This window comes from Zavarzinia compransoris (genome assembly GCF_003173055.1).
GTDB classification, from domain to species: domain Bacteria; phylum Pseudomonadota; class Alphaproteobacteria; order Zavarziniales; family Zavarziniaceae; genus Zavarzinia; species Zavarzinia compransoris.
The window spans coordinates 166,445-187,604 of the sequence record NZ_QGLF01000001.1 but is presented as its reverse complement, the minus strand read 5'-3'; the positions used below and the strand labels follow the sequence as shown (position 1 = coordinate 187,604).

Annotated in this window: 23 protein-coding genes; 11 read left to right on the top strand and 12 right to left on the bottom strand. The window is 68.2% G+C overall.

Annotated elements, in window-relative coordinates:
* Positions 1 to 38 precede the first annotated feature (38 nt).
* Positions 39 to 1,391, bottom strand: coding sequence for a DUF1329 domain-containing protein (locus DKG75_RS00945; protein ID WP_109919203.1), 1,353 nt, complete (start codon positions 1,389 to 1,391; stop codon positions 39 to 41).
* Between the two features lie 30 nt (positions 1,392 to 1,421).
* Positions 1,422 to 3,053 (bottom strand): DUF1302 domain-containing protein, encoded by a 1,632-nt coding sequence (locus tag DKG75_RS00940; RefSeq protein ID WP_208112023.1) that lies wholly within the window; start codon positions 3,051 to 3,053, stop codon positions 1,422 to 1,424.
* A gap of 258 nt (positions 3,054 to 3,311) precedes the next feature.
* Between DKG75_RS00940 and DKG75_RS00935 the strand changes: the two genes are divergently transcribed.
* Positions 3,312 to 4,214: a LysR family transcriptional regulator gene (locus DKG75_RS00935; RefSeq protein WP_109919201.1), complete on the top strand. Its 903-nt coding sequence runs from the start codon at positions 3,312 to 3,314 to the stop codon at positions 4,212 to 4,214.
* Here the strand turns inward: DKG75_RS00935 and DKG75_RS00930 are convergent.
* Positions 4,211 to 5,875, bottom strand: a complete 1,665-nt coding sequence (locus DKG75_RS00930; protein WP_109919200.1) for a sigma-54-dependent Fis family transcriptional regulator — start codon at positions 5,873 to 5,875, stop codon at positions 4,211 to 4,213. The two genes, DKG75_RS00935 and DKG75_RS00930, sit on opposite strands and share 4 nt — an antisense overlap.
* A 260-nt stretch (positions 5,876 to 6,135) precedes the next feature.
* On the opposite strand from DKG75_RS00930, the gene DKG75_RS00925 reads away from it, so the two are divergent.
* From DKG75_RS00925 to DKG75_RS00885, 9 genes are read left to right on the top strand one after another with little or no spacing between them, the layout of a single operon-like run.
* Positions 6,136 to 7,596, top strand: coding sequence for a 2-hydroxymuconic semialdehyde dehydrogenase (locus DKG75_RS00925; protein WP_109919199.1), 1,461 nt, complete (start codon positions 6,136 to 6,138; stop codon positions 7,594 to 7,596).
* A gap of 7 nt (positions 7,597 to 7,603) precedes the next feature.
* Positions 7,604 to 8,401, top strand: coding sequence for a 2-oxopent-4-enoate hydratase (dmpE, locus tag DKG75_RS00920; RefSeq protein WP_109919198.1), 798 nt, complete (start codon positions 7,604 to 7,606; stop codon positions 8,399 to 8,401).
* A complete protein-coding gene (gene dmpH, locus DKG75_RS00915; RefSeq protein ID WP_109919197.1) occupies positions 8,398 to 9,195 on the top strand; it encodes a 2-oxo-3-hexenedioate decarboxylase in 798 nt (265 codons plus the stop codon). Before dmpE ends, dmpH begins: the two co-directional genes overlap by 4 nt.
* Positions 9,196 to 9,215: 20 nt before the next feature.
* The gene (locus DKG75_RS00910) at positions 9,216 to 9,449 is read left to right on the top strand and encodes a tautomerase family protein (RefSeq protein WP_109919196.1); all 234 of its coding nucleotides are present in this window, start codon (positions 9,216 to 9,218) and stop codon (positions 9,447 to 9,449) included.
* Positions 9,446 to 10,378 carry an acetaldehyde dehydrogenase (acetylating) gene (locus DKG75_RS00905; protein ID WP_109919195.1) on the top strand — a complete coding sequence of 311 codons (933 nt, stop codon included), beginning with the start codon at positions 9,446 to 9,448 and terminating at the stop codon, positions 10,376 to 10,378. Before DKG75_RS00910 ends, DKG75_RS00905 begins: the two co-directional genes overlap by 4 nt.
* On the top strand, positions 10,375 to 11,484 hold the full coding sequence (gene dmpG, locus DKG75_RS00900) for a 4-hydroxy-2-oxovalerate aldolase (RefSeq protein ID WP_208112024.1): 1,110 nt from the start codon (positions 10,375 to 10,377) through the stop codon (positions 11,482 to 11,484). The genes DKG75_RS00905 and dmpG overlap by 4 nt, the downstream gene beginning before the upstream one ends.
* 7 nt (positions 11,485 to 11,491) lie before the next feature.
* On the top strand, positions 11,492 to 12,238 hold the full coding sequence (locus DKG75_RS00895; protein WP_109919194.1) for an SDR family NAD(P)-dependent oxidoreductase: 747 nt from the start codon (positions 11,492 to 11,494) through the stop codon (positions 12,236 to 12,238).
* 50 nt (positions 12,239 to 12,288) lie between these two features.
* Positions 12,289 to 12,711 carry a tautomerase family protein gene (locus DKG75_RS00890; protein ID WP_109919193.1) on the top strand — a complete coding sequence of 141 codons (423 nt, stop codon included), beginning with the start codon at positions 12,289 to 12,291 and terminating at the stop codon, positions 12,709 to 12,711.
* Positions 12,708 to 13,022, top strand: coding sequence for a 2Fe-2S iron-sulfur cluster-binding protein (locus DKG75_RS00885; protein WP_109919192.1), 315 nt, complete (start codon positions 12,708 to 12,710; stop codon positions 13,020 to 13,022). Before DKG75_RS00890 ends, DKG75_RS00885 begins: the two co-directional genes overlap by 4 nt.
* Here the strand turns inward: DKG75_RS00885 and DKG75_RS00880 are convergent.
* Positions 13,019 to 13,399, bottom strand: a complete 381-nt coding sequence (locus DKG75_RS00880) for a DUF983 domain-containing protein (protein WP_109919191.1) — start codon at positions 13,397 to 13,399, stop codon at positions 13,019 to 13,021. The two genes, DKG75_RS00885 and DKG75_RS00880, sit on opposite strands and share 4 nt — an antisense overlap.
* A 192-nt stretch (positions 13,400 to 13,591) precedes the next feature.
* Here DKG75_RS00880 and DKG75_RS00875 point away from each other — a divergent pair, with 192 nt between their 5' ends.
* Complete coding sequence (locus DKG75_RS00875) at positions 13,592 to 14,980, top strand: aminotransferase-like domain-containing protein (protein ID WP_109919190.1); 1,389 nt, start codon at positions 13,592 to 13,594, stop codon at positions 14,978 to 14,980.
* Here DKG75_RS00875 and DKG75_RS00870 read toward each other — a convergent pair whose 3' ends face one another.
* Genes DKG75_RS00870 through DKG75_RS00835 form a run of 8 tightly spaced genes read right to left on the bottom strand, consistent with a single transcriptional unit; the run spans position 14,981 to position 21,160 of the window.
* The gene (locus DKG75_RS00870) at positions 14,981 to 16,438 is read right to left on the bottom strand and encodes a sigma-54-dependent transcriptional regulator (RefSeq protein ID WP_109919189.1); all 1,458 of its coding nucleotides are present in this window, start codon (positions 16,436 to 16,438) and stop codon (positions 14,981 to 14,983) included.
* On the bottom strand, positions 16,438 to 17,418 hold the full coding sequence (hypB, locus tag DKG75_RS00865) for a hydrogenase nickel incorporation protein HypB (protein ID WP_425086481.1): 981 nt from the start codon (positions 17,416 to 17,418) through the stop codon (positions 16,438 to 16,440). Before hypB ends, DKG75_RS00870 begins: the two co-directional genes overlap by 1 nt.
* Complete coding sequence (hypA, locus tag DKG75_RS00860; protein WP_109919187.1) at positions 17,415 to 17,756, bottom strand: hydrogenase maturation nickel metallochaperone HypA; 342 nt, start codon at positions 17,754 to 17,756, stop codon at positions 17,415 to 17,417. The genes hypB and hypA overlap by 4 nt, the downstream gene beginning before the upstream one ends.
* Complete coding sequence (locus tag DKG75_RS00855) at positions 17,749 to 18,735, bottom strand: nickel-dependent hydrogenase large subunit (protein WP_109919186.1); 987 nt, start codon at positions 18,733 to 18,735, stop codon at positions 17,749 to 17,751. The genes hypA and DKG75_RS00855 overlap by 8 nt, the downstream gene beginning before the upstream one ends.
* A complete protein-coding gene (locus DKG75_RS00850; RefSeq protein ID WP_109919185.1) occupies positions 18,732 to 19,535 on the bottom strand; it encodes a [NiFe]-hydrogenase assembly chaperone HybE in 804 nt (267 codons plus the stop codon). Before DKG75_RS00850 ends, DKG75_RS00855 begins: the two co-directional genes overlap by 4 nt.
* Before the next feature lie 14 nt (positions 19,536 to 19,549).
* Complete coding sequence (locus DKG75_RS00845; RefSeq protein ID WP_109919184.1) at positions 19,550 to 20,419, bottom strand: hydrogenase expression/formation protein; 870 nt, start codon at positions 20,417 to 20,419, stop codon at positions 19,550 to 19,552.
* 10 nt (positions 20,420 to 20,429) lie between these two features.
* Positions 20,430 to 20,843: a thioredoxin domain-containing protein gene (locus DKG75_RS00840; RefSeq protein ID WP_109919183.1), complete on the bottom strand. Its 414-nt coding sequence runs from the start codon at positions 20,841 to 20,843 to the stop codon at positions 20,430 to 20,432.
* Between the two features lie 2 nt (positions 20,844 to 20,845).
* Positions 20,846 to 21,160, bottom strand: a complete 315-nt coding sequence (locus DKG75_RS00835) for a HypC/HybG/HupF family hydrogenase formation chaperone (protein WP_109919182.1) — start codon at positions 21,158 to 21,160, stop codon at positions 20,846 to 20,848.

The window sequence follows — 21,160 nt, the reverse complement described above, 5'->3', positions numbered from 1 at the left end:
GGGGGCCCACCGCAAGCCGGCGGCGGGCCCCGGCACTATCAGCGCATGCCGTCGGCGGCGACGGCGTCGCCGGTGAAGAAGGTTTCCGGCTTCTGCGGCACCACCTTGAAGGTTTCGCCGTTCAGGGCCTGGATCACGCTCATGGTGTTGGCCTGGAGGTTGAACACCGTCGCCGTCTTCACGATGGTCGCCGGGATGGCGGGCACCACGAAGGGCGTCATCTGGGTGGTGCGCCAGAGCTTGCCCTCGGCGTCGTAACCGTCCATCAGGGCGATCAGCCAGGTGTCCTCGTCGAGGTAATAGGTGCGCTTCGGCACGGCATGGCGCTTGCCGTCGGCGACCGTCGCCTCCACCACCCACACACGGTGGCGTTCCCAGCGCACCTTGTCCGGGTTCAGGTGGTGCTTGGCGAAAGCATCCGCCTGGCTGGCGCCGATGAAACCATTGCTGTTATAGGGGATCAGCAGTTCCTTCTTGCCGACCAGTTTCCAGGTGTAACGGTCGAGAGCGCCGAAGAGGCCCTGCACCTCGTCGAAGTAATTGGCGCCCGAGGCGACGAAGTCGGGCGTGTCGTAGGCGACCGTGGGCGCCCGGCGCACCCGGCGCTGGCCGACCAGATATTGCCAGGCCTTCCGCGGATCGGCCGGATCGATGCTGTCGCGGATCACCAGGGATTCACCGGCCTTGAACGGCGGCTCCAGCGTGTTGAAGCGGAGCATGGCATATTCGCCCTTGAAGCTGCCCGCCGTCGCCTCCGGGTAATAGAAGGGATATTGGAACGAGATCTGGTTCCGGGTCGCCAGGGTATGGGTGCCATCGGCATTGCCGACGATATTCTTGAAGCTGTAGTCGATCGAGGGCGCCTCGATCCGCATCAGGAAATTCCACATCACCTCGATGCCGGAGGACGGGATCGGAAACGGCGTCCCGCCGATGCAGCCCTTCAGCGACAGGCCGCCGTCGGTCGTCTCGCAACCCGTGGCATTGGCGAAGGTGCGCTCGTAGACCGTATCGGACGCCCGGGCGGTGCGATGGGTCGGGTAGACGTCGAGGCGGAACGTGTCCGGGAACTTGCGCAGCAGCGCCCTGGTGCCGTCGGACAGCAGGGCCTCGTATTGGGCCATATTGGCCGCCGTCACCTGGAACAGCGGCTTTTCGCCGGGGAAGATGGCGGTCGGAATGTCGCCCATGGCGCCCGAGACCGGCAGGTCCTTCAGGCCGCCGTCCCAGGCCGGGATGGAACCATCCGCATTGCCCGCCTTTTCGGCGCCGAGCGGGGTCAGGGTGGATTTCAGCTTGGCCGCCTCGTCCGCCGTGGTCGCGGCCTTTGCCGCGCCGGTCAGGGCCGCGAGCGCCGCAAAGGCGGCGAGGGCCGCTGTCAGCTTGTTCATCCGGGAATCCTCCGAGTAATCTTATCGTTCTCAGAACGTGCGCTGGATCGACAGCGCGATGAAATCGCGGTCGCCGTGGAAATTCTTGTAGGAGAGTTCGGGCACCGCCGTGTCGTAGCGGACGATGGAGCCCTCGGCCCCGTAGTAATGGGCGAAGCTGAGGCTGGCCTGCCAGGTCTTCTGGTAGTCCGCCTTCACGCCGATGCTGATGACGCCGCCGTTTTCCGCCGGGAACAGCACGCCGTTGACCGACGAGCGCCCGAACAGGCCGAGCGATGCCCCGATCGGCACCTGGAGATCGAGACCGGGCAGGACCTGGAAGAATTCCGGCGTGAAGATGAATTGCAGCGCCGCCGCGTCGCGGGTGGCGCGCGGGTCGAGCTGATCGGCGTTCTTGTCGATGTTCAGGCGGTTGTTATAGGCGATTTCGGCGATGACCGACGCCCCGTCCCAGAGCGGGGATTCGTTGAAGACTTCGATCATCGAGAGATTGGCATGCAGCGTCTGCCCGACCGGGAAGGCCGGGTTGTCGCCGCCATCGGCCGTGGTATTGCCGGGCAGGATGACGGCGTTACCGCTGGCGACCAGGGGCATGTTATCGCGGAAGGAAATCTCGCCCGCGACATTGGTATCGCCGATCAGGGTCGAGGCGCTGACGCCGACGGTGAAAATATCCTCGCCGAAGACTTGGACATAATCGCCGATGCTGCCCGGCTGCACGTTCACGCCGGGGCGGAGATAGAATTGCGGGATCTTGTCGTGGAAGTTGGCGATGTAGAAACCGTATTCGACGTCGCCCGGGGTCCAGCGGATCTGGGCGCCGCCCTGGCCCTGGTCGCGGGCGTCGATATCGTCGCCCCGGAACACCGCCTGGCCCGGGCCGAGGATCACGGTCTCACCGCCGCCATCGACGAAATCGGCGAAGCTGAAGTAACTGCCCGCGCCCGGCAGCCGGGTCTTCCGCCATTCCGCCTGGTAATAGGCGCCGATGGACAGTTCGGGCGAAAGCTGCAACTGGCCGGAAATCTGGCCGATCGGGCGCAGGATTTCCTGGAAGCGCGAATTCGGCACCGACAGCGCCTTGATCAGGTCGAGCGAGGTCTGCGCCGCCGCGATACCGTTGGAGCCGAAGAACAGGCTTTCGCCGTAAAGCTGGGTGAAGCGCCCGGCCCGGACATTCAGGCTGCTGTCGCCGAAATTCACCTTGCCGAAGACGAAGGCATCGAGCAGTTCGGCATTCAGGCCGTGCAGATCCTTGGTCTCGTCGGTGAAACGGTCGTAGGTGGTCGAGCGCGAATTCACCAGGGCGCCGCCAAGCGCGCCCGGATTGTCGTTCTTGTGCATATAGACATCGTCGTACCAGCCCGCCGCGCTGACGCGGAAGCCGAAGTCGCGCCGGTAGGTCAGGCCGAATTCGCTGAGCAGGTCGATACGGTTGGAGACCAGGCCCTTGTCGAAATTCAGGTCGCCATCGTCCGTATTGGCCTGAACGCCGATCGAATTATTGGCCACGCGGGCACTGGCATCCTCGACCCGCCAACCGAGTGAATATTTGAACGTATTGTCGAAATAAATGGCAATATCCGGATTGCCGGTTTCGATCGGCGCCGCCACGACGGGCCCGACCACCAGCGCGGACAGCACCAGGGATACCGCCGACACAGCTTTGAGACCGCGGGTTTTATTATAGTGCCGCGGCATGATTCCCCCTGCCATCGCTTCCTCCGTCGGATCGAGACGATCCTTTTTCTTTGATTTCGGCCACCCCACCCCCTCAAATATTGGCGAGATGAGGCTGGTCGATATGGACTTGGCCACGGTATGAATCAGACTGCATACTGTCCAATACCGTTGGGGACGCCATTCCATACCGAAACAGTATGAAACCGGGTGCATAACAAGGCGGGGAGCGCAGAAGCCATGGATTTCCGGCAGCTTAGGTATTTCATCGCGGTCGCCGAGGAAGAGAACATCGGCCGCGCCGCCAAGCGCCTGCATATCTCCCAGCCGCCCCTGACCCGCCAGATCAAGCAGATCGAGGACGAGTTGGGCGTCAGCCTGTTCACCCGCACCCCCAGGGGCATGGAACTGACCGACGTCGGCCGCCTGTTCCTGGACGAGGCGCGCAACATCGAAATCCTGTTCGAGCAGGCGACGGAGCGGACCCTCGAAGCCGCGCAGGGGCGGCTGGGGCGGCTGGACGTGGCGATCTTCGGTTCGGGGATCATCAATGCCATCCCGCAGATCATGCTGGCCTTCACCGAAGCCTATCCCGGCGTGAAGGTCCATTTGCACCAGATGAACAAGGGCGAGCAGATCGAGGCGCTGCGCCAGCGCCGGATCAATGTCGGCTTCAACCGCATGCTGGTGCCCCTGCCCGATATCACCAGCGAACTGGTGCTGACCGAAACCCTGCTGCTGGCGGTGAACGAGCGCCACCCGCTGTCACGGCTGGACAGCATCCCCTTTGCCGCCCTGAAGGATCACCCGCTGATCCTGTTCCCGAGCGTGGGCCGGCCCAATTTCATCGACAAGGTGATCCGCATCTGCGGCGAACTGGGCTTCTTTCCCCGGATCGCGCAGGAGGTCGGCGATGCGGTCACCGGCGTTGCCCTGGCTGCGGCCGGCTTCGGCATCTGCGTGGTACCGAAATCGCTGACGGCGCTGACCCTGCAAGGCGTGGTGTTCCGCCCGATCAGCGACCTGCGCGACCATTGGGCGGTCGACCTGTCGTGCATCTACCGGACCGGCGATGAATCCCCCATCCTGAAAGCCTTCCTGAAAACCGTGCGCGACTATCGCGACAGCCTGAAGGCCCGTTAGGCCCCGCGTTTCAGCCGATAGGCCAGTTGCCGGCGGGTGATGCCGAGGATGCGGGCGGCATGGGTCAGGTTACCCCGCGCCCGCTCGGTCGCGATGCGCAGCAGGCGGTCCTCATGGGCTTCGAGGTCGAAGCCTTCGGCAAGCAGGCGGGTGTAGAGATCCCCCTCCAAGGCCGCATCCGGATGGCCGACATGGCCCTGGCTGTCGACCTCCGCCCCGGTCAGGCCCTGGGGCGGGCCTTCGGGGAACAGGTGCTCGACCTCGATCCAGCCGCTGTTGGGAGCCAGGATCACGCTGCGCTCGATCAGGTTTTCCAGTTCGCGCACATTGCCCGGCCAGTCATAGGCCTGCAGCACCTGCAGGGCCCAGTCGCTGATGCCGAGGAAGCTCTTGCCGTAGATCGGCTCCAGCTTTTCCAGCAGGGCGGCGGCGAGCAGCGGAATATCCGATTTCCGGTCGCGCAGCGGCGGAATCTCCACCGGATAGGTGGCGAGGCGGTAATAGAGATCGGCCCGGAAACGCCCGGCCGCCACCGCCTGCTTCAGGTCGACATTGGTTGCCGCGACCACCCGGACCTTCACCCGCCGCACCTGGTCGTCGCCCAGGCGCTCCACCTCGCCGGTCTGGAGCACGCGCAGCAGTTTCACCTGGGCGGCCAGCGACAGATCCCCCACCTCGTCGAGCAGGAGGGTGCCGCCATCGGCACGCTCGAACCGGCCGGGGCGGGATTGCTGCGCCCCGGTGAAGGCGCCGCGCTGCACGCCGAACAATTCGGATTCGATCAGGTCGGTCGGGATCGCCCCGCAATTGACCGCGACGAAGGGCCCGGCGGCCCGGGGGCTGTTCTCGTGCAGCCAGCGGGCGAACATTTCTTTGCCGACCCCGGTCTCGCCCAGCAGCAGCACGGTGACCGGCGTGCCCGCCGCCTTGCCCAGGAGATCGAAGGCCGCGAGGAACCCGGGCGACGAGCCGACCAGCCGGCCGGACGCCCGGCGCGGCGGCATCCGCGCGCGGACGCTGGACAAGGCCGCCTCGACCTCGCGGAAGGGGGCATCGCCATCCTCGGAACGGAAATAATCGAGAAAGGGGTCGTCGCCCCAGGCTTCCGCCGGGCGGGCCACGATCACGCAGCGGTCGTCACCCCGTGCCACGCATTTGATTTCACGAAAGACGATGAAGCGCTTGAAGAACTGGCTGACGTAACCCGAGGCATGGCCGGTGATGCTCCAGCAGGCGCAATCGTTGCCGGTGCCGAAATGCTCGACATGGCATTCCGCCTCCCACGAGCCTTCCAACTCCACCGTGCCGAAGAAACTGCCCTTCTCCCAATCGATCTCGGCCTCGGTGATCGTGCTTTTCACGATGCCCTCGAAGCCATGAAGCACCGGGCCGATGTTGAAGACATCGTAATCGTCGCCGGCGCCGACCAGCTTGGTCGCAAGATCCGCATCCTGGCGGCCGGTGGCAAAGCCCATGCGCAGCAGCAGGCCTTGCGCGCGGTGCGGCCCCAAAGTCTCGAACAATTCGCGGCGCATGGCGGCCATGGCCTTGGCATGGACCAGCAGCATGCGGTTCTCGTCCAGCCAGATGCGCCCGTCCTCCATGTTGAATTTCAACCGGGAACGCAGGTTGAACTGCTCGATCAACCTCTTGCGCAGCATCTCTTCCCTTCCCCCGTTTCCTCGCCGCGGCGGGCTTTCTTGCCGGCCCGTTTCCCCATTCGGGCCATGAAGCGCCCCTTGCTGGCAAGCGGAAACTGCATCGCCGCCCCATACCTTTCCGGTATCAACTCACTGTGAGCTTAGTATTAGACGGGTATTCCTCCCCCTCCCTATGCTGGCGGCCAAACAACACCGGTCCAGAGCGCGGCGCCCTGCAACCCATGGGGTGCCACATGCAGCGCCGGCCTTGAGGGGGAACCATGCGTCAGGTTCAGAATTTCATCGACGGCCAGTTCACCGGCAGCGCCAGCGGGCGCCGCTTCGACAAGATTTCACCCGTGGACGGCACCACCATCGCCTCCGTCTCCGAGGCCGGCGCGGCCGAGGTGGATGCCGCGGTCCAGGCCGCCCGCGCGGCCCTGCACGGCGACTGGGGCAACCTGACCACCGACCAGCGAGCCGACCTGCTGCACGGTGTCGCCAACGAGATCACGCGCCGCTTCGACGATTTCGTCGCCGCCGAAATGGCCGATACCGGCCAGCCCCATCACGTCATGACCCATGCCTTCATCCCGCGCGGCGCGGCCAATTTCAAGGTCTTCGCCGATGTCGTGAAGAATGTGGCGACGGAAAGTTTCGTCATGCCGACGCCGGACGGCGCCGGCGCCGTCAATTATGCCATCCGCCGGCCGAAGGGCGTGGTCGCGGTGATATCGCCGTGGAACGCGCCTTTCCTGCTGATGACCTGGAAGGTCGGCCCGGCGCTCGCCTGCGGCAATACGGTGGTGGTGAAACCATCGGAAGAAACCCCGCTGACCACCGCCCTGCTCGGCGAGGTCATGAATGCGGTGGGCGTGCCGAAAGGCGTGTTCAACGTGATCCACGGTTTCGGCCCCGGCTCCGCCGGCGAATTGCTCACCCGCCACAAGGGCGTCAATGCCATCACCTTCACCGGCGAGACCGGCACCGGCACCGCCATCATGAAGGCGGCTGCCGAAGGTATCCGCGACGTTTCCTTCGAACTCGGCGGCAAGAATGCCGGCATCGTCTTCGCCGATGCCGATTTCGACAAGGCGGTGGACGGGATCTTCCGCTCCGCCTTCCTCAATACCGGGCAGGTCTGCCTGGGCACGGAGCGGGTCTATGTCGAACGGCCGCTCTTCGAGCGTTTCGTCGCCGCCCTGAAGGCCCGGGTCGAGGGCGTGAGCTTCGGCCGGCCGGAGACCAAGGGCACCGACTACGGCCCGCTGATCAGCGCGGAACACAGGAAGAAAGTCCTGTCCTATTACCGGAAGGCGGTTGAGGAAGGCGCCACCGTGGTGACCGGCGGCGGCACGCCCGAGGTGGCGGCGGAACTGGCCGGCGGCCATTGGGTGCAGCCGACCATCTGGACCGGCCTGCCCGAGAGCGCCGCCGTGATCCGCGAGGAAATCTTCGGCCCGTGCTGCCATATCGCCCCCTTCGACACGGAGGCGGAAGTGGTGACGCTGGCGAACGCCACGGATTACGGCCTGTCGACCACGATCTGGACCACCAATCTCGCCCGTGCGCACCGTCTGTCGGCGGCGATCGAGGTCGGCATCGTCTGGGTGAATTCCTGGTTCCTGCGCGACCTGCGCACGGCCTTCGGCGGCAGCAAGCAATCGGGCATCGGCCGCGAGGGCGGGGTCCATTCCCTGGAATTCTATACCGAGACCGCCAATGTCTGCATCAAGCTGTGAGCCGGCCATGAGGGACGACATCATCGACCGCTGCGGCGACGAACTCTTCGACGCCTTCAAGGGGCGCCATACCCTGGCCCCGCTGCTCGAACGCTTCCCCGAGATCACCATCGAGGATGCCTACAGGATCCAGCGCCGGTTCATCGCCCGCCGGCTCGAGGCGGGCGAGACCATCGTCGGCAAGAAGATCGGCGTCACGTCCAAAGCGGTGCAGAACCTGCTGGGCGTCTACCAGCCGGACTTCGGCCAGCTCACCTCCGGCATGGTCTACCGCGAGGGCGAGACCATCGATCTCGGCGCCCTGATCCAGCCGAAGGCGGAGGCGGAACTCGCCTTCGTCCTGAAGCGCGACCTGACCGGCCCCGGCATCACGGCCATGGATGTCATCCATGCGACCGATTACGTCTCGCCCTGTTTCGAGATCGTCGATTCCCGCATCACCGACTGGAAGATCCGCATCCAGGACACGGTCGCCGACAATGCCTCCTGCGGGGTCTATGTCCTCGGCAGTGCCAAGGCCGATCCCCGCGACCTGGACCTGACGCTGGCCGGCATGGTGCTGGAGAAGAACGGCGAGCTCTTCTCCACCGCCTGCGGCGCCGCGGTCCAGGGCTCCCCCGCCAATGCGGTGGCATGGCTGGCCAATACGCTCGGCCGCCTCGGCATTCCGTTCCGGGCGGGCGAGGTGATCCTGTCCGGCTCCCAATCCTCGCTCGTCGCCATTGCCGACGGCGATGTTCTCAAATGCACCATCGGCGGCCTTGGCGCTTGCGAAGTCGCCTTCTCGGGAAGGAGCGCCGCATGACCCGGAGCCTGAACGCCGAAGCCGTCATCCGCCTGTGCGAGCGGGTGGAAGGCGCCCAGACCCGGGGCAACGCCATCCCGCGCCTGACGGAAGAATACCCGGGCATGACCATCGCCGACGGCTATGCCGTGCAGACGGCGCTGCGCCACCGCTATCTCGCCCGGGGGCACAGGCTGGTCGGCTGGAAGGCCGGGCTCACCTCGAAGGCCAAGATGATCCAGATGGGGGTGGATGTCCCCTCCATCGGTTTCCTGACCGACCGCATGGCCCGGCCCGAGGGTTCGGATATTTCGGTGAAGGGCCTCATTCATCCGCGCGTCGAATGCGAGGTCGCCTTTGTGACCGGACGCGACCTTTCGGGCCCCGGCTGCACGGCGGCGGATGTCCTGGCGGCGACCGATTTCGTGCTGCCCGCGATCGAGATCATCGATTCCCGCTTTTCCGGCTTCAAGTTCGACCTTGAAAGCGTGGTCGCCGACAATGGCTCGGCCGCCCTCTTCGTCGGCGGCGGCCGGCCGCGCCGGGCGGCGGACCTCGATCTCGCCAGCCTCGGCGTGGTCATGGAAAAGAACGGCGAGATGATGGTCTTCGCCGCCGCCGCCGCCGTTCTCGGCCATCCGGCGGCGGCGGTCGCCATGCTGGTGAACATCCTGCACGACCTGGGCGAAAGCCTGCCCGCCGGCAGCCTGGTACTCAGCGGCGGCATCACCGAGGCGATCCCGGTCAAGCCCGGCGATCATGTCACCGCGCGCTTCCAGGCGCTCGGCTCCGTCTCCATCCGCTTCGTCGAATGACCCCATAAGGGAACCCCACGATGCCCATCATTGAAATGCACATGCTCGAAGGGCGGACCAGCGACCAGAAGCAGCGCGCCGCCACCGCCGTCACCAATGCCGTGGTCGAGGCCCTGGGCGTGAAGGCGGAAACCGTCCGCATCCTGATCACCGAACACCGGGTGGACGAATTCTATGTCGCCGGCGTTGCGCGGAAACCGACCATCGACGCCCTCGCCCTCAACGGCGGCGCGGCCAAGGAACATACGGCATGACCAAGATCCGCTGTGCCCTGATCGGTTCCGGCAACATCGGCACCGACCTCATCTACAAGATCAAGCGCAGCCCGGTGCTGGAACCGGTCTGGATGGTCGGCATCGACCCTGAGTCCGAGGGCCTGGCGCGGGCCCGCGACATGGGCCTGAAGACCACGGCTGCCGGGGTCGACGGCCTGCTGCCCCATGTCCTTGAAGACAATATCCAGATCGCCTTCGACGCGACCTCGGCCTATGTCCATGCCGAGAACAGCCGCAAGCTGAACGCGCTCGGCGTCATGATGATCGACCTGACGCCGGCCGCCATCGGGCCGCTGTGCGTGCCGCCGGTGAACCTGAAGAGTTATACCGCGCAGAAGGTCATGAACCTCAACATGATCTCCTGCGCCGGGCAGGCGACGATCCCGATCGTCCATGCCGTCGCCCGGGTGCAGGGGGTGCGCTATGCCGAGATCGTGGCCAGCCTCGCCTCGAAATCCATCGGGCCCGGCACCCGCGCCAATCTCGATGAATTCACCTATACGACCTCGAACGCGATCGAGATCGTGGGCGGTGCGCGCAAGGGCAAGGCACTGGCCATCATCAACCCGGCGGAACCGCCGATGATCATGCGCAACACCATCTATTGCCTGACCGACGAGGCGCCGGACCGCGACGCCATCACCCGCTCGGTGCTGCAGATGATCGGGGAAGTGCAGAAATACGTCCCCGGCTACCGGCTGGTGAACGGCCCCGCCTTCGAGGGCGACAAAGTCTCGGTCTTCATGGAAGTGAAGGGCCTTGGCGATTACCTGCCGACCTATGCCGGTAACCTCGACATCATGACCGCCGCCGCGACCCGCACCGCCGAGCTTTTCGCCGAGGAAATCATCGCCGGCACCCTGACCCTCGAACCGACCCGCAGCGCCGCGACGGAGGCCGCCCAATGACCAGCAACCTGAAGGGGACCAGCAACCTGAAGGGGACCAGCAACCTGAAGGGCCGCAAGGTCGCCCTCCACGACATGTGCCTGCGCGACGGCATGCATGCCAAGCGCGAGCAGATCAGCGTCGAGCAGATGGTGACGCTGGCCGGCGCGCTGGACGACGCGGGCATGCCCTATATCCAGGTCACCCATGGCGCCGGGCTGGGCGGCAATTCGGTGCAGCACGGTTTCGCCCTGGCCAGCAACCAGGCCTATATTGCCGCCGTCGCAGGACGGATGACGCAGGCCAAGGTCTCGGTCCTGCTGATCCCCGGCCTCGGCACCATGAAGGAACTTCAGGAAGCCTTCGACGCCGGCGCGCGCAGCGTCCATGTCGCCACCCATTGCACCGAGGCGGATACTTCGCCCCAGCATATCGCCTATGCCCGCAAGCTGGGCATGGATACCACCGGCTTCCTGATGATGGCCCATCTGAACGATGCCGCCGGCATCGCGAAACAGGGCAAGCTGATGGAATCCTATGGCGCGCAGACGGTCTATGTCACCGATTCCGCCGGCTACATGCTGCCGGACGATGTGAAGGAACGGGTTACGGCGCTGCGCGACGTGCTGAAACCCGAAACCGAGATCGGTTTCCACGGCCACCATAACCTCGGCATGGGCATCGCCAATTCGATCGCCGCGATCGAGGCCGGTGCCAGCCGGATCGACGGTTCGGTCGGCGGCCTCGGCGCCGGGGCCGGCAATACGCCGCTGGAGGTTTTCGCCGCCGTCTGCGACCGCATGGGGATCGAGACCGGCATCGACCTGTTCAAGCTGATGGACACGGCCGAGGACATCGTCCTGCCCATGATGGACCATCTGGTGCGGGTGGACCGGGAATCGCTGACGCTGGGCTTTGCCGGGGTCTATTCCACCTTCCTGCTGCATGCGAAGAAGGCCGCCAATGCCTATGGCATTCCGGCCCGCGACATCCTGATCGAACTGGGCCGCAAGAAGATGATCGGCGGCCAGGAAGACATGATCCAGGACACCGCCATGACCATGGCCAAGGCCCGCGGCCTGTTGACCGAGCCCGCCCTGGCCGAAACCACCCTGGCGGGGGCCTGAGACCGGCGTGGGCACCGCCGTCGTCATCGGCGCCGCCGGCGCCTTCGGCGAAGCCATCGTCGCCCGGCTGATCCGGGACGGGCTGGCGGTGGTGGCGGTCGGGCGCAGCTTCCAGGCGCTGGAGGCACTCGCCGACCGCCACCCCGGCCTGATCGCCTGCACCGCCGACATCGCGGACGACAAGGCGATCCCGCGCCTCCGCGCCGCCCTGCCCGCCGGCCCGGTCCGGATCGCCGTGCATGGCCCCGGCCTGTCGGCGCCGGGCAGTGTCGCCACCGTCGCCACCGATGCCCTGGCCCAGGCGGTGAACCTCAAGGCGGGCGGCCTGCTGCGCCTCGCCCGCGCCATCGATCACCGGCTGGAGGCGGGCTCGCGCCTTGTCGCCATCGCCGGGCATTACGGGCTGGAACCGGCCCCTCATGCGGCCGCCCCCGGCGTCGCCAATGCCGCCGTGATCAACCTTGCCCGGCAATTGAGCCTCGCGCTCGGCCCGCGCGGCATCACCGCCCATGTCATCGCGCCCGGCCCGGCCGATACCGAACGCCTGTGGCGCATCGCGGCGCTGGAGGCGGAACGGCGCGGCACCACGGCGGCCGAGGTGATCGAGGGCATGAGACGGGAATCGTCCACCGGCACCCTGACCGATCCGGCCGAGGTCGCCTGGGCGGTTTCCCTGCTGCTGGCGCCCGAGGCAGGGGCCATGACCGGCAGCACCCTGATGCTGGATGCGGGACGGCGGCGCGGCTTGCCCTGACCTTCCCCTCTCCCCCCACCACAACAAGAACGAACCGTCGGGAGGCGGACATGCCGATCATTCACTTCCATCTGGCCGAAGGCACGGCCAGCCCCGAACAGGAACGGGCCCTGCTGATCGAGGCCTCGACACTCTATGCCGAAGGTCTGCAATGCCCGATGGACCGGGTGCGCGCCTTCATCGTCGCCTATCCCCGCCACCGTGTCGCGGTTGCCGGCACCATGATGGACGCGGGCGGCACCCCGGCCCCCTATTTCGAATTCCTGGTGCTGGAAGGCCGGCCGCTGGAGCAGCGCCAGCACCTGCTGGCCGGTTTCACCGACCTCGTGGTGCGGCTTCTCGGGGTCGAGCGGTCCCTGGTGCGGGGCCATTGCAAGCGCGTGCAGCCGGAAGAATGGGCCATCGGCGGGCGCATGGCCGCCGACCTCCGGCATGCCGACATCGAAGCCTTCACCCGGCGCGAAACCGCATGAGCGGCCACCGCATCACCATCACCGATACCGGCGAGGAATTCCCCTGCGCGGACAGCCAATCGGTGCTGGACGGCATGGTGCGCCTGGGCCGGCGGGGCATTCCCGCCGGCTGCCGGGGCGGCGGCTGCGGCGTGTGCAAGATCGAGGTGCTGGAAGGCACCTTTACCCCTGAGGTGATGAGCCGCGCCCATGTCAGCGAGGACGACCTCCGCCAGGGCCGGGTGCTGGCCTGCCGCATCCGGCCCGAAGGCGACCTCTGCATCCGCGTGATCGGCAAGATGACCAGGGCCTGGGGCCTGCCCGGGCGCTAGTCTTCCGCCAGGCGCCCCGGTTCCGCCTTGTAGAAATACTGGCTGGCCACCAGCCAGCCCTTCAAGGGGCGGAGCGGCGGCAGGCAGGTGAGCAGCATCACCGGCAGGGTAGTGACCAGATGCACCCAATAGGGCGCCGTGAAGGCCACTTCCAGCCAGAGGGCGAAGATGACCGAGGGCACGCAGCCGAAGCAGATGACGAAAAAGGCTGGCCCGTCCGCCGGATCGGCAAAGGAAAAATCCAGCCCGCAATGCTCGCAGGATTTGCGCAGGGTCAGGAAACCCTTGAACAGGCGGCCCTGGCCGCAGCGCGGACAGAGGCCGCGAATGCCGACCTGCATCGGCGCCAGCGGCGGCCATTCGGTTTCCTGGCTCATGAGGCGGCCCTCCTGTTCATTGCTCGCGGACAGTCGCAATCATATCCATACATAAACCATACAATTTCAAGACAATTTGCCATGATTGAATGGATTTATGGCCACGCGTCCCGCGCATGGCCAGGGCTTGCCTGGAAAATCCATCCATGTCAGGCTCTACGCCGGATCAGATCCATACAATGGAGCCGGACAATGTGGCAGCCCCGACTGGGCGCCGGCGCAGCCCTGAAATATCTCGGCATCGTCGAGGCGCTGGAGGCCGATATCGGCGCCGGCCGGATCGCCCGGGGCGAGCGCCTGCCGCCCCAGCGCGCGATCGCGGAAGCCCTGGGGGTCGACCTGACCACGGTGACCCGCGCCTTCAACGAAGCGCGCCGCCGCGGGCTGGTGGCGGCCCATGCCGGCCGCGGCACTTTCATCAGCGCCGGCCAGCCCCGGCCGGATGCGGGTGAGGCGGCGGAAGCGCCCGCCGGGCTGATCGACCTCGGCATGAACATCCCCTCGCCCCCGGCAGGGATCGACCTCTGCACCTTGATCCCCCGCGACCTCGCCCGCCTGATGGCGGGGCCGCGCGGCCCCTTCAGCCTGCATTATCAGGACAGCGCGGGCGCCGCCCCGGACCGGGAGGCGGCGGCGCTCTGGCTCGGCCCGCGGGTGGAGCGGCCGGGGGCGGAGCGGATCGTGGTCACCGCCGGCGCCCAGGCCGCGCTGCATGCCCTGTGCGCCCTGCTGCTGAAGCCGGGCGACGATCTGGCGGCGAGCGCCCTCACCTATCCCGGCCTCAAGGCGATCGCCGCCGCCCAGGGGCTGAACCTGATCCCGCTGGCCATGGACGACGACGGCATCCTGCCCGAGGCGTTCGAACGCGCCTGCCGGGAACGGGCGCCCCGCGCGCTCTATCTGGTGCCGGCGATCGACAATCCGACCACGGCCACCCTGCCGCTGGCCCGGCGCCAGGCGCTGGCGGCGACGGCCCGGCACCATGGCGTGGCGATCATCGAGGACGATCCCTATTCCCCCCTGCTGGCGGACGACATCCCGCCGGTCGCGGCCATCGCCGGGGAGATCACCTGGCATATCGCCACCCTGGCGAAATGCGCGACGCCGGCGCTGCGCACCGCCTATGTCGTCGCGCCCGGGGCGGGGGCGGCGCTGCGCCTTGCCGGCATGTTGCGGGCGAGCGTGCTGATGGCGCCGCCGCTGCTGGCGGCGCTGGCCAGCCGCTGGATCCGGGACGGCACGCTGGCGCACCTGGGCGCGGCGATCCGCCGCGAGAACGAGGCGCGCCAAGCCCTGGCCGCCGCCCTTCTGGCGCCCTACGAGCACCGGGCCGCGCCGGGCGGCCACCACCTGTGGCTGCCCCTGCCCGCGCCCTGGCGGGCGGTGGATTTCGCCGATCACGCCGGGCGCGCGGGGATTTCCATCGCGCCTGCAGCCGCCTTCGCCCTGGGCCCAGCGCCGGAAGCGGTGCGCCTGTCGCTCGGCGTTGCACCGGACCGGGATGTGCTGGAAGACGGCTTGCTGCGCCTTCTGGGCCTGCTGAACCAGCCCCCCGCCCTGTCGGCCCGGGCCGTCGTCTGATCAGTGCGAGCGGGTGGTGCTGCCGGGGGCGAGGCCGTAGCGTTCCAGCTTGGCGCGCAGGCCGACGCGGGACAGGCCCAGTTCCTTGGCCGCCTTGCTCTTGTTCCAGCGGTAGCGGAGCAGGGTTTCGAGCAGGATCGCCGCTTCCACCCGCTCCACCCGGTCGCGCAAGGGGCCGCTGTCGGTGCCGGCGACCCGGATCGGGTCTTCGCGCCGGGCCGCGCCGGCCAGCACCCGGGGCGAGAGGAGTTCCGGCCCCAGCCGGTCCCGGTCGGCCAGCACCAGGGCGCGGGTCAGTTCGTTCTGCAATTCGCGCACATTGCCCGGCCAGTCATAGGCTTCGAGGCAGGCGAGCGCATCCTCGCTCAGGCCCTTCACCGCCTTGCCGTGGGTGGCGGAGAGCTGGGCCAGCACCGCTTCCGCCAGCAGGCGGACGTCGCCCGGCCGGCGCCGCAGGGGCGGAACGTCGAGCACCATGGCGGACAGGCGGTAGTAGAGATCCTGGCGGAAGCGGCCGGCCGCGACCTCGGCCGCGAGGTCGCGGTGGGTGGCGGCGATGACCCGCACATTCACCTGCCGCGATTCGTTCGAGCCGACGGGCCGGATCTCGCCCTCCTGCAGGAAGCGCAGCAGCTTGACCTGGAAGGCCGGCGAAATATCGCCGATCTCGTCAAGGAAGACGGTGCCGCCGTCCGCCTGTTCCAGCAGCCCGACCCGGTTGGCCACCGCCCCGGTGAAGGCGCCGCGCTTGTGACCGAACAATTCGGATTCGAGCAGTTCGTCCGGGATCGCGCCGCAGTTCTCCGCCTGGAACGGCCGCTCGGCACGCAGGCTGCCGTAGTGGATGGCGCGGGCGAGCAATTCCTTGCCGGTCCCCGTTTCGCCGAGGATCAGCACCGGCACGTCGAAGGTGGCGACCTGGGCGGCAACGCGGCAGGTCTCGTCCAGGGGGCTGCCGGTCGCGCGGATCAGCGTGTCGAAATGGAAGCCCTTGCGGATCTTGTCGCGCCGGCTGGCGAGACGGGTTTCCAGCGTCGGGCCGAGCAGCTTCATCTCGATCGACAGCCGGTCGTGCTCGCGTTGCAGGCTGAACATGCGGGCGGCATTGCGCACCGTCAGCAGCAATTGATCGGGATGCCAGGGCTTGGCGACGAACTGGTAGATCCCCGCCTCGTTGATCGCCCGGATCATGTCGTCCGGGTCGGTATAGCCGGTGATCAGGATGCGGGCGACGTCGGGCCAACGTTCGCGCACCTGGGCCAGAAGTTCGACCCCGGTCATGCCCGGCATGCGCTGGTCCGCCAGCACGACCTGGACCCATTGGCTTTCCAGCAGGCGCAGGGCCGCCTCCGCCGCGGTCGCCGTCAGGATATCGAACTCTTCGTCGAGGACACGGGCGATGACCTCGACCGAGCGGGGCTCGTCGTCGACGACCAGGACGGCGGGGCGGTTCGCCATCAGGCCGGACCCAGCGCCAGCGCCTGGCGCAGGCCGGCGGCGCGGGCATCGGCAAGGCGGGCCAGTTCTTCCATCCAGTCGCCCCGGGCCGCCGCCAGCCAGTCGAGCCAGGGGCCGATACCCGGCCCGCCCCGGCTGGACACCAGCAACACCGGCGCCGCCGGGTTGACCCGGGCGATATTGGCGCGCAAACGGTCGAGATCGAGATCGAGATGCGGCAGGAGATCGGCCTTGGTCACCAGCACGGCATCGGCCCCGGCAAAGGCATCGGGATATTTCAAGGGCTTGTCCTCCCCCTCCGTGACCGAGACCAGGGTGACCCGCTTCGCTTCGCCGAGATCGAAGCCCGACGGGCAGACCAGATTGCCGACATTCTCGATAAAGACAAGGGCACCCTCGGCCGGGGCCAGCGTATCGAGGGCGCGGCCGACCATATCGGCATCGAGATGGCAGCCCTTGCCCGTGTTCACCTGCACCGCCGGGGCGCCGGCGGCGCGGATGCGTTCGGCGTCCTGGGTCGTCTGCTGGTCGCCCTCGACCACCGCGACCGGCACGCGCCCGACCCATTGGCGCAGGGTCTCGACCAGCAGGGTGGTCTTGCCGCTGCCGGGGCTGGACAGGAAATTCAGCGCGAACTGGCCCCGGGCCGCCAGCCGTTCGCGGTTGCGCCGGGCCAGCCCGTCGTTGACGGCGAGAATACCCTGTTCGATCTCGACCATGCGCGCCTGGGACAGGCCGGGGACATGGGCCCGCGCCGGGCCCTGGCCGTAATCGTGGTTATGGCCGTGATCGTGAGTGTGCCCGTGATCGTGGTTGTGGGCGTGGTCATGGCCATGCGCATGATCGTGGTGATGGCCGTGATCATGATCATGAGGATGATCGTGGCCATGCCCATGCCCATGGCCGTGATCGTGATCGTGATGGTCGTGGCCTTCGACCTTGGCGCCATCGCCCGCACAGCCGCACACGGTGCACATCATTCCACCTCCAGGTCCTTGATGGTCATTTGGGTGCCGCTGACCGGTTGCAGGCGCTGGCCGCCGCAGGCCGGACAGGGATCGAGCCTGCCGTCGAGGGCGACGGTGGCCGAGCAGTCGAAGCACCAGGCCTCGCCCGGCGGCTCCAGGATCGCGAGTTCCGCCCCCTCGCACAGGGTGCCGCGGGCGACGACATCGAAGCCGAAGCGCAGCGCCGCGATCTCGACCCCGGCAAACCGGCCGATTTCCAGGCGGACGCGGCGCACGCGGGAGAATTGGTGGCGCTTGGCCTGATCCTCGACCGCCGCGACCACGCTTTCGCACAGCGCCATCTCATGCATGGGGGCCATACCTCCGGCCATCGATGGCGAGCACGGTCGGCACGCAGGGGTTGATGCAGGAAATGGCCAACCGGGCCAGGAAGGGCAGATCCTCCCCCGCCGGCAGGGCATTCAGCACCCGGGCCAGGATGCCGCCGGGCGCCAGGTTCCAGTCGGTGGGTGCCAGCAGGCGATAGTCGGCCACCCGCCCGTCGCGCAATTCCGCCCGATGGCCGAGCACCCCACGCACCGCCGCCGCGATGCCGACCCCGGGGGCCGGCGCCAGGGCCGGCGCGATCAAGGCCCGGGGATCGAGCACGCGCAGGCAGTCGAGCACGCGCCCGATCATGCGCAGGAACAGGCTGCGCCCCTCCGCCGCCGCCAGCGCCGCCACCAGAGGCCGCCCGGCGACATGGTCGAGCGCGGTGGTCTCGCACAGGGGCGCCTGTCCCCCGGCCAGCCGGCCGGCGACATCGGAGGGCGTGGGCGCCGGCAGCGACGCCCGCCCCCACGAAGGCTGCAGCCGCCGCCGGAGTGCCGCCAGCAGGCGCAGCAGGGGCGTTTCGCCCGCCGCCAGCACGCGGTCCAGCCCCGGACCGTCGAGATCGCCCAGGTCCGCGGCCCGGCCGGTCAGGCGTTCGCGCAGTGCCGCCCCCTCGCCCCGCGCCAGGGCGCCGGCCGCCGCCAGCAGGTCATTGTCCGGCCCCTGGCCCAGCAGCGCAGGCCAGGCGACGGCAAAGCAATGCAGATGGTCGCGCAGATGCTCCTGGCGGAGTGCCGTCTCTTCCCCCGCATCGTGCCCCGCAAGACCGAGGGCGGCGCGGGCGGCCCGCCCCTGGGCGACGGCGCAGAGATTGAAGACCAGGGGCACCAGGGCCGCCGCCTCGGCCGCACCGCGGCCCGCGAGCAGGCGGGCGGGCGCCGGGCCGGGCGTCAGGGCCAGTTCGGCCTGCACCCGGTCCCCGGCGCGGTCGAGCGTGATGGCGAGGCCGCCGCTCACGCTTCCCCCGTGCCGAACAGCAGGGCCCGGCGCGAGGCCGGCCCGGCGGGGACAGAGTCCGCCTGCACCGGCACCTGCACCTGGGCCTCCGCCTCGGCGATGGCGGCGAGGTCGGCCTCGCGGCGCTGGCGGATTTCCGCGGTCGGGGCGCCGCCCTCGCGGATCTCGGGATCGAACAGGGCCGTCATCACCGCATCGGCGACCTCGACCGCCTCGGCCTGGGTGCGGAATTCGAACATGGGCGAGAACAGGGAACAGCCCTCCCACGGCCCGAGGCGGTTATCGAAGCCCTGCACGAATTCGTAGCGGCCGGAGGGAAAATCGACCAGCCGCTTGGAACCGACCACCGGGGCATCGACCGCCGGATCGAGGGGGAGAAGGATGAGGTTCATGAACCAGGGCGTCACCAGGACCCCGAGGGCGAGGTCCTGCCACGGCTGGAAGCCGACCGCCCTGACGGCCAGCTTGTCGTTCACCACCGGAATGCCGGCCATGTCCCGGGCGGCGACAGCGCGGAACATGTCTTCGAGGGCGGCGGCCCGGACCGCCACCGGATCGGGGGCCGTTTCCGGCGCCGCCTCGTCGTGCAGCAGCATGAACTGCTCGCGCTCGCCGTCGCAATTGGGGCAGCGCCATTCGGCCGGCAGCGCCGCGAAGGGCGTGCCCGCCGGGACCTGCCACACGCTGCACCCCTCGGCGGGATCATAGACGTGCCAGCAGATCTTGCATTCCATGCGCGCCCCCGGCGACAGCCGGCTGGCATCGCCGAGGAAGGAGCCTTCGAAACGCCGTGCGGCCATGGTTCCCCTCCCCCTCAGCGGATCGCGGCGATGATGTCGCCGAGACGTTCCGCGCTGTCGGCGATATCCTCGATCGCGGCGCAGGCGACCTCGGGCAGGTCCGTGACCTCGAGCGTGTCGAGGATCAGCGTGTCGACCGAATTGTAGTAGCGCACGCACCAGACATGCTGAAGCCCGGTCGAGGTCAGCCGGCAATTGCCGTAACCGCGCGAGAGCACCGTGGTCGCGCCCTGGCCCAGCGCCTGTTCGAGAAAGGCCGTGTCTTCCGGCGAATGGGGCAGCAGGGACAGGTTGATCACATGCACCGGCGTGCCCGGGACCCAGATCCGGCTGCGGTGGTCGAGTTCGGCCAGGATCGCCGGCGCGTTGACCACGCCCGGCGGCGGCGCGGCGAGATGGGCCGCCATGTCGCGGCGCCGGGGCGGGAAGGCGCGCTCGACGGCGACGCGGGGAAAGGCGCCGACCTCCACCCTTTCGCTCAGGCGGCCGCCGCGGCCGTGCAGGCGCAGGCGCCAGACCCCGGCCAGCGTCGCCTCCTGGATCTCGATCCGCTCGTCGGGGCCGATCACCAGGGCCGAGACCTCGCCCTCGCCCAGCGCCTCGTCGATCAGCTTGCGGTCGGCGCCGGAGAGATCGTCGAGGGTGACGGTGAAGGGCATGTCGGCGGCATGGCCGGCCAGGCCGCCCTGCAGGGCGTCGAGCCGGGCGAGGCCGGCCACGACCGAGCCCGGGTCCGCCACCTCGGGCACATGCGGGGCATAGACCTGCATGTCCTTCGGCATGGGCAGGTAGTTCAGGCCTTCGCCGTCTTCGGCATCGGCGGGTTGGCTGCCGGGGCCGTAGCCCACGGGCGGCCGGGTCATGCCGATCAGGTTGCTGGTCATGGCGCTGCCCTCACTGGATGGCGGTGGAACCGGCGGCGATACGGTCGCCGTCGAACATGGTGCGGATGGCGTCGACATATTCGTGCCAGTCGCGGACGCGGGAAATCGAACCGAGAAGTTCATGCCCGCGCACCGCGACCAGGGCCGGCAGGGCGATGCCGTCGAGCCGGCGGCGCAGGGTCTTTTCGAGGTCGGGGGCGGCCACCGCCGCCTTCAGGCGCCCGCCGAACACGGCCAGGAGTTCGGGCAGGATGACCGCGACATCCGCCGTCTCGGCATGGTTCTGGCCATGGCCGGGCAGGAAGATCAGCCATTCGCCGCCGCCGTTGGCGATATCGCCGGCCGCGGTTTCGGCCAGCAGGGGAATGCCGCGCTCGGCGGTCAGCCGGGCGACCAGGGGGGGAAGAGCAGGCGTTTCGGCCATCGTCAGGCTTTCTTCAGACCGGCGGCACGGGCCGCCTCCAGGTGGGGGGGCAGGCTGGGCGTGCGCCCGGCGAGATCGGGGAACAGGGCGTCGATATCGGCGTCGCGGCCGTCCATGGCCGCGGCAAGGCCGGACAGGGCGGCGGCGATGCGCCCCGCCTCCGCCGCCTCGAGGCGGCGGCGGGCGACGCCGAGAAAGACCAGGACCCAGTCGCCCGGGCGGGCCTCCGGCACCAGGGTGAGGTCGACGGCCTCGGGGCCGGCGCCGCCCAGCGCCCCCTCGACCCGGTCGAGGCGCATCGGGGTTGCGATGCACAT